Source organism: Campylobacter sp. US25a (genome assembly GCF_004379075.1).
In the GTDB taxonomy this organism is placed as follows: domain Bacteria; phylum Campylobacterota; class Campylobacteria; order Campylobacterales; family Campylobacteraceae; genus Campylobacter_D; species Campylobacter_D jejuni.
In genome coordinates this window covers 1-236 of record NZ_RYYM01000162.1, presented here as the reverse complement: position 1 = coordinate 236, position 236 = coordinate 1, and the positions used below count along the sequence as shown (strand labels likewise).

1 pseudogene is annotated in these 236 nt (G+C 35.2%); it reads right to left on the bottom strand.

The annotated features are described in order from the left end of the window. Window positions 1-236 (bottom strand): annotated as a pseudogene (locus tag ELQ12_RS10140) (MFS transporter); the annotation flags it as partial.

Below are 236 nucleotides of genomic sequence, written 5' to 3'. Positions count from 1 at the left end.
ATATGGGGTACTTTACTTTTATCATCTGCTAAATTTGCGGCTGTGCTAAAAGCAAGTGCAAGATAAATAGGATGAAAAAAAGCAGGGATAGCTCTTAAGATCAAATGAAGCCAAAAATCATTTACAAACATGCTTGCCAAAGAGCTAAGAGAAAAAATAGCCAAGCAAAATAACATAAGCTTTTTAGGATTAAAATTTGCACAAAGCATAGGTGCTATAGGCGCACAGCACATTAC